Below are 7,090 nucleotides of genomic sequence, written 5' to 3'. Positions count from 1 at the left end.
CCTCGTGAGGGGTGGAGTTGACCGGTACTAATAGGCCGAGGGCTTGTCCTCAGTTGCTCGCGTCCACTGTGTTGTTCTGAAACAACGACCCCCAACCCCAAAGACATATGGGTTGGGTGCGGTTGATACTGCAGGGGGGACCCTGTGGGAGAGTAGGACGCCGCCGAACAATTCTTCTGAAAAGCCCCTGATCCGATTCGGATCAGGGGCTTTTCGCATATCCGGGCCGTGATTCAGAGCATCAGCTTGAATCCGTAGTGCGAGCGCTGGAAGCCCAGGCGCTCGTAGAAGCGGTGGGCGTCGGTGCGGGTCGCGTCGGAGGTGAGCTGGACGAGTACGGCGCCGAGGTTGCGGGAGCAGGAGACGGCCCACTCGATCAGTTGGGTGCCGAGGCCGCTGCCGCGCTCGTCGGCGTGGATGCGGACGGCCTCGATGGTGGCCCGGCTGGCGCCCTTGCGGGCGAGGCCCGGGGTCACGGTGAGCTGGAGGGTCCCGATGACGCGGCCGTCGCGTTCGGCGACGACCAGGTGCTGGTGGGGGTCGGCGTCGATGCGGGTGAAGGCGGCGCGGTAGGGGGCGAGGTCGTCGGGGCTTTCCCGGGTGGCGCCCAGGGGGTCGTCGGCGAGCATGGCCACTATGGCGGCCAGGTCGTTGACGGTTGCCTGGCGGATCGTGAGGTCGCTCATGGTCCCGGGAGTCTAGACCCACTCACGCCGGGCGCTCAGGGGCCCTCCAGGGCCGCTCTCGACCCCTGTCGGTCACGAACGGTCCGTCACCCCTGAGGCTTCTCACTCGTGATGACGGCGAAGGCGGCGCCGTGGCGGTCGAGCAACTCGGCGAGGCGGCCCATGCCGGGGAGGTCGGTGACGGGGACGCGGACGGTGGCGCCCAGGTTCTCGGCGATGGCGAGGGCGGCGTCGACGCTCGGGACCTCGAAGTAGGGGAGCCAGTGCGAGCCGGTGCCGTGAGCGGTGTGTTCGGGGCCGAGCTGGACGAGGTCGCCGTGGGCGTCGTCGCTGCCGCCGCCGGCGGGGGTGAGGACGGTGAAGGTGCGGCCGGCGAAGGGGACGTCGTGCTCCTGCCAGTCGAAGACCGTCCGGTAGAAGGACCCGGCGCGTTCGGCGTCGACGCTCCGGCACTCCGTCCAGCAGAGGCTGCCGGGCTCGTCGACGACGTCCAGGCCGTGGGTGTCGTGGGGCTGCCAGAGGGCGAAGTCGGCGCCGGTCGGGTCGGTGCAGCCGGCGGTGCGGCCCGCGGTGAGGACGTCGTAGGGGCCGTAGCGGACGAGGCCGCCGGCGCGGCGGACGAGGTCGGCGGTGCGGTCGGCGTCGGCGGTGGCGAAGTGGAGGGTCCAGCCGGGCGGGGTGTCCGGGGTGGGGAGGGGGCCGAGGGCGGCGGCCGTCCGGCCGTGCAGGTGGAAGAAGCCGTAGTCGCCGCTGCCGGGGCCGTCGGAGGCGTGGGTCCAGCCGAAGAGGGCTGTGTAGAAGTCGGCGGAGGCCCGGGTGTCGGGGGTGGCCAGGTCGAGCCGGGCGGGGGCGCCGGGGCGGTAGGAGGTGTCGAGCATGGCGGGTGCTCCTGGGACGCGGAGGGGCGGGCCCCGTCCAGCCTGGCACCGGGTGGGGGGCCGTGCACGCGGGGTTCCCGGGGTGTCGGAGGTGGGCGGTACGGTGCGTACCGGATAGGTCCACCCGTACCGGTCGAAGGGGGGCTCCGGTGGGCACGCAGGCGCAGTCGGGGCAGCAGGCCAACCGCCAGTTGGCGCAGGTCGAGGGCGTGCTCGAGCGGATCACGTACGCCAACGAGGAGACGGGCTACACGGTGGCCCGGGTGGACACCGGCCGGGGCGGGAACGACCTGCTGACGGTGGTGGGCGCGCTGCTGGGGGCGCAGGTCGGGGAGTCGCTGCGGCTGCACGGGCGGTGGGGCTCGCACCCGCAGTACGGGCGGCAGTTCACCGTGGAGAACTACACGACGGTGCTGCCGGCGACGATCCAGGGCATCCAGCGCTACCTGGGCTCGGGGCTGATCAAGGGGATCGGGCCGCGGTTCGCGGAGCGGATCGTGGAGCGCTTCGGGGTGGACACCCTGGAGGTGATCGAGAACGAGCCGGGCCGGCTGATCGAGGTGCCGGGGCTGGGGCCGAAGCGGACGAAGAAGATCGCGGCGGCCTGGGAGGAGCAGAAGGCCATCAAGGAGGTGATGGTCTTCCTGCAGGGCGTGGGGGTGTCGACCTCGCTGGCCGTGCGCATCTACAAGCAGTACGGCGACGGCTCGATCGGGGTGGTGCGGAACGAGCCGTACCGGCTGGCCTCGGACGTGTGGGGCATCGGCTTCCTGACGGCGGACCGGATCGCGCAGGCAGTGGGGATCCCGCACGACAGCCCGGAGCGGGTGAAGGCGGGCCTGCAGTTCGCGCTGTCGCAGAGCAGCGACCAGGGGCACTGCTTCCTGCCGGAGGAGCGGCTGATCGCGGACGGGGTGAAGCTGCTCCAGGTGGACGTGGGGCTGGTGATCGACTGCCTGGCGGAGCTGGTCGCGGCCGAGGGGGTGGTGCGCGAGTCGGTGCCGGGGGAGGGCGGGGAGCCGATCACGGCGGTGTACCTGGTGCCGTTCCACCGGGCGGAGATCTCGCTCGCCAACCAGTTGCTGCGGCTGCTGCGTTCGGACACCGACCGGATGCCCTGGTTCGCGGACGTGGACTGGCCGGTGGCGCTGGAGTGGCTGGCGAAGCGGACGGGGGCCCAACTGGCGCCGGAGCAGGAGCAGTCGGTGCGGCTGGCCTTGACGGAGAAGGTGGCGGTGCTGACGGGTGGTCCGGGCTGCGGCAAGTCGTTCACGGTGAAGTCGATCGTGACGCTGGCGCTGGCGAAGCGGGCCAAGGTGGTGCTGGCGGCGCCGACCGGGCGGGCGGCGAAGCGGCTGGCGGAGCTGACGGGGGCGGAGGCGTCGACGGTGCACCGGCTGCTGGAGCTGAAGCCCGGCGGGGACGCGGCCTACGACCGGGACCGGCCGCTGGACGCGGACCTGGTGGTCGTGGACGAGGCGTCGATGCTGGACCTGATCCTGGCGAACAAGCTGGTCAAGGCGGTGCCACCGGGCGCGCACCTGCTGTTCGTGGGGGACGTGGACCAGCTGCCCTCGGTGGGCGCCGGCGAGGTGCTGCGGGACATGCTGGCCGAGGGCGGGCCGATCCCCTCGGTGCGGCTGACCAGGATCTTCCGGCAGGCGCAGGAGTCCGGGGTGGTGACCAACGCGCACCGGATCAACGAGGGGCTGGTGCCGCGCACGGACGGCCTGCCGGACTTCTTCCTGTTCGCGGAGGAGGACACGGAGACGGCGGCCGGTCTGACGGTGGACGTGGTGGCGCGCCGGATCCCGCAGCGGTTCGGCTACGACGCGCGCCGGGACGTGCAGGTGCTGGCGCCGATGCACCGGGGCCCGGCGGGCGCGGGGAACCTGAACACGCTGCTTCAGGCGGCGGTGACGCCGGCCCGGGAGGGGCTGGCCGAACGCCGCTTCGGCGGCCGTACGTTCAGGGTGGGGGACAAGGTCACGCAGGTCCGCAACAACTACGACAAGGGGCGCAACGGCGTCTTCAACGGCACAGTGGGAGTGGTGACGGCCCTCAGCGTCGACGACCAGCGGCTGACGGTGCTCACCGACGAGGACGAGGAGGTGGGGTACGACTTCGACGAACTGGACGAGCTGGCCCACGCGTACGCGGTGACGATCCACCGCTCGCAGGGCAGTGAGTACCCGGTGGTGGTGATTCCGGTCACTATGTCCGCCTGGACGATGCTCCAGAGGAACCTGCTCTACACCGCTGTGACCAGGGCCAGGAAACTGGTGGTGCTGGTCGGGTCACGGAAGGCGATCTCGCAGGCCGTGCGGGCCGTCAGCGCAGGTCGGCGGCATGCGGCCCTCGATCATAGGCTCTCGACTGGATGATTATCCAACCGGATGGTTGCCTCTAATGTTCTCTTGACGTGAAGAGATTTACGGCAGAGCCTAGGGTGGTGCCGATCTTGTCCGGTTCGTACCGGCTGCGGCGAGAGGTTTTGTAGGGGCGGGCCCTTTCGGGCCACCCCGGGTGCGCGGTCGTCCTCCGGATGGGGGATCGTGGAGGATGGTCAGGGCACCTTGGAAGAGGATTCATTTCGTCGGTGAGGAAGACGTGAGCGACAACTCGGTAGTACTGCGGTACCAGGACGGCGAGTACGAGTACCCCGTCGTCGAGAGCACTGCGGGCAACGCCGGCTTCGACATCTCGAAGCTGCTCCCGCAGACCGGCCTGGTCACCCTGGACAACGGCTTCGGCAACACCGCCGCCTACAAGTCCGCGATCACCTTCGTGGACGGCGACAACGGCATCCTGAGGTACCGCGGCTACCCGATCGAGCAGCTCGCCTCGCAGGGCGGCTTCGTCGAGACCGCCTACATGCTGATCAACGGCGAACTGCCCAACGCCTCGCAGTTGGAGAAGTTCAACCGCGAGATCACCCAGCACACCCTGCTGCACGAGGACGTCAAGCGCTTCTTCCAGGGCTTCCCGCGGGACGCCCACCCGATGGCGATGCTGTCCTCGGTGGTCGGCGCCCTGTCGACGTTCTACCCGGAGAGCCACAACCCGTTCGACGCGGGCCAGCGCCACCTGTCGACCGTGCGTCTGCTGGCCAAGCTCCCGACGATCGCCGCCTACGCGTACAAGAAGGCGATGGGCCAGCCCTTCGTCTACCCGCGTAACGACCTGAGCTACGTCGAGAACTTCCTGCGGATGACCTTCGCCGTCCCGGCCGAGGACTACGAGCTCAACCCGGTCATCGTCAACGCCCTGGACAAGCTGCTCATCCTGCACGCGGACCACGAGCAGAACTGCTCGACCTCCACCGTGCGCCTGGTCGGCTCCAGCCACGCCAACCTGTTCGCCTCCATCTCGGCCGGCATCTCGGCCCTGTGGGGCCCGCTGCACGGCGGCGCCAACCAGGCCGTGCTCGAGATGCTGGAGAGCATCCAGAAGGACGGCGGCGACGTCGACGCGTTCATCACGAAGGTGAAGAACAAGGAAGCCGGCGTCAAGCTCATGGGCTTCGGCCACCGCGTCTACAAGGCGTTCGACCCGCGCGCCGCGCAGGTCAAGCAGCTCGCGCACGAGGTCCTCGGCCAGCTCGGCAAGAACGACGAGCTGCTGAACATCGCGCTCAAGCTGGAGGAGCACGCCCTCAAGGACGACTTCTTCATCTCGCGCAAGCTGTACCCGAACGTGGACTTCTACACGGGCCTGATCTACCGCGCCATGGGCTTCCCGACCAGCATGTTCACCGTGCTGTTCGCCCTCGGCCGCCTGCCGGGCTGGATCGCCCACTGGCACGAGATGATCGACGACCCGACGAGCCGCATCGGCCGTCCGCGCCAGATCTACACCGGCGTGGCCATCCGCGACTACGTCGAGCTCGAGCAGCGCTGACCCGGGCACACGCCTGACGCACGTCGAAGGGGCCCGGCCGCGAACCGCGCGGCCGGGCCCCTTCGCGTCCCCGCGCGGGCCCGAGGGCCGGTGCGGGGACGGAACCGAACAGCGCACGACTCCGGGGCCGGCGCGACCGGGAACGGCCGCTCAAAGCGTTCCCAGCCGGCCGGCAGCCCGGTGCCGTGCGCGAAGGCCGTCGAGATCGACGACCGTCCCGGGGCCCGCCGGAGCCCCGTCGGCGACAGCCGCTGGAAGTACCGGGACGCGTTGCCGTTCGCCGTCCAGGCCCATCGGAAAAAACTGCCGCACTACCAACCTAAGACGTATCAGGGTGCGAGAAGTTACGCCAGGGGGGTGTGAGCTGCCTCTCGCCACGCTCCGTGTGCACCGCGTACCGGGCTCATATCACACGTTCTCCCGCGGGCGACGTCACCCTCCCCGCAGTCACGGCAACCGAGCGTGATAGGAATCGTGGCATTCCGGTACGGACCGCCGTGCACCCTCGTAGCGCGGCGGCGGAACCAGGGAGGGAGTGCGCGGATGGCCAGGAACGTCGTCGTCACCGGCGGTGGCACGGGAATCGGGTACGAAGTCGCCCGGCGGTTCGTCGAAGAGGGCGAACGGGTCGTGATCGTGGGCCGCCGCCGTGCGGTCCTGGAGAAGGCCGCGGCCGACCTCGGGCCGGATGTCACCCCGCTGGTGTGCGACCTCGCCGATCCGGACGCCGTGGAGGCCGCGCTCGCCGAACTGCCCGAGCGGATCGACGTGTTGGTGAACAACGCGGGCAGCCGGGAGACCGTCGTCGGGATCGGGCCGCACGCGCTGCTGGCCCGCTGGCGCGGGGACTTCGAGCGCAACGTGCTCACCGTGGTGCTGCTCACCGAGTCCATCCGCGACCGGCTCGCCCCCGGCTCCGGCCGGGTCGTCACCGTCAGCTCGATCGCCGCCCTGCGCGGGGCCGGCTCGTACGGCGCGGCCAAGGCGTCGCTGCATGCCTGGAACCACTTCCTGGCGGCCCAGCTGGGCACCTCGGGGATCACGGCGAACATCGTGGCGCCCGGGACGGTCAGCGGCACCGAGTTCTTCGGGCCCCGGCTCGACGAGCCCGAGGTGGCCCGCCGGGCGGCGCGCACGCTGCTCGGGCGGATCGGGGACGCGGGGGAGGTCGCGGCGGCGGTGCACTTCCTGGCCTCGGCCGAGGCCGGGTTCATCACCGGCGAGATCCTGCACTGCAACGGCGGCGAGCTGCTGGGGCGTTGAGCTGCCGGCGCGTTGAGCTTCGTGCCGCTTCGTGCCGCTTCGGGCTGAGGGCCCCCGGTGGTTTCCGGGGCCCTCGGCCTCGGTGGCTCAGGAGGGCCGGAAGCGGCGCAGGCGCAGGCTGTTGGTGACGACGAAGACCGAGGAGAAGGCCATCGCGGCGCCCGCGATCATCGGGTTGAGCAGGCCCGCGGCCGCGAGGGGGATCGCGGCGACGTTGTAGCCGAAGGCCCAGAACAGGTTGCCCCTGATGACGGCCAGGGTGCGGCGGGAGAGTCGGATGGCGTCGGCGGCGGTGCGCAGGTCGCCGCGGACGAGGGTGAGGTCGCCGGCCTCGATGGCGGCGTCGGTGCCGGTGCCCATGGC

At 70.6% G+C, this 7,090-nt stretch carries 5 protein-coding genes and 1 pseudogene; 3 read left to right on the top strand and 3 right to left on the bottom strand.

Features of this window, described 5'->3' with window-relative positions:
- Positions 1-233 precede the first annotated feature (233 nt).
- On the bottom strand, positions 234-686 hold the full coding sequence (locus IH61_RS0139355) for a GNAT family N-acetyltransferase (RefSeq protein WP_031079158.1): 453 nt from the start codon (positions 684-686) through the stop codon (positions 234-236).
- An 86-nt stretch (positions 687-772) separates the two neighbouring features.
- Complete coding sequence (locus IH61_RS0139350) at positions 773-1,564, bottom strand: VOC family protein (protein ID WP_031079157.1); 792 nt, start codon at positions 1,562-1,564, stop codon at positions 773-775.
- A gap of 149 nt (positions 1,565-1,713) precedes the next feature.
- Between IH61_RS0139350 and IH61_RS0139345 the strand changes: the two genes are divergently transcribed.
- The 3 genes from IH61_RS0139345 to IH61_RS0139335 all read left to right on the top strand — a co-directional run bounded on the left by IH61_RS0139345 (position 1,714) and on the right by IH61_RS0139335 (position 6,727).
- Positions 1,714-3,948: an ATP-dependent RecD-like DNA helicase gene (locus tag IH61_RS0139345; RefSeq protein ID WP_051838771.1), complete on the top strand. Its 2,235-nt coding sequence runs from the start codon at positions 1,714-1,716 to the stop codon at positions 3,946-3,948.
- 226 nt (positions 3,949-4,174) lie between these two features.
- Positions 4,175-5,464, top strand: a complete 1,290-nt coding sequence (locus IH61_RS0139340) for a citrate synthase (RefSeq protein WP_031079155.1) — start codon at positions 4,175-4,177, stop codon at positions 5,462-5,464.
- Positions 5,465-6,007: 543 nt separating this feature from the next.
- On the top strand, positions 6,008-6,727 hold the full coding sequence (locus IH61_RS0139335) for an SDR family NAD(P)-dependent oxidoreductase (RefSeq protein WP_031079154.1): 720 nt from the start codon (positions 6,008-6,010) through the stop codon (positions 6,725-6,727).
- 87 nt (positions 6,728-6,814) lie between these two features.
- On the opposite strand, the pseudogene IH61_RS42205 reads toward IH61_RS0139335, so the two are convergent.
- Positions 6,815-7,090 (bottom strand): annotated as a pseudogene (locus tag IH61_RS42205) (heavy metal translocating P-type ATPase); the annotation flags it as partial.

The sequence above is a fragment of the Streptomyces sp. NRRL WC-3742 genome, from assembly GCF_000720635.1.
GTDB lineage: Bacteria > Actinomycetota > Actinomycetes > Streptomycetales > Streptomycetaceae > Kitasatospora.
This window is presented reverse-complemented; position numbering and strand designations above follow the sequence as displayed.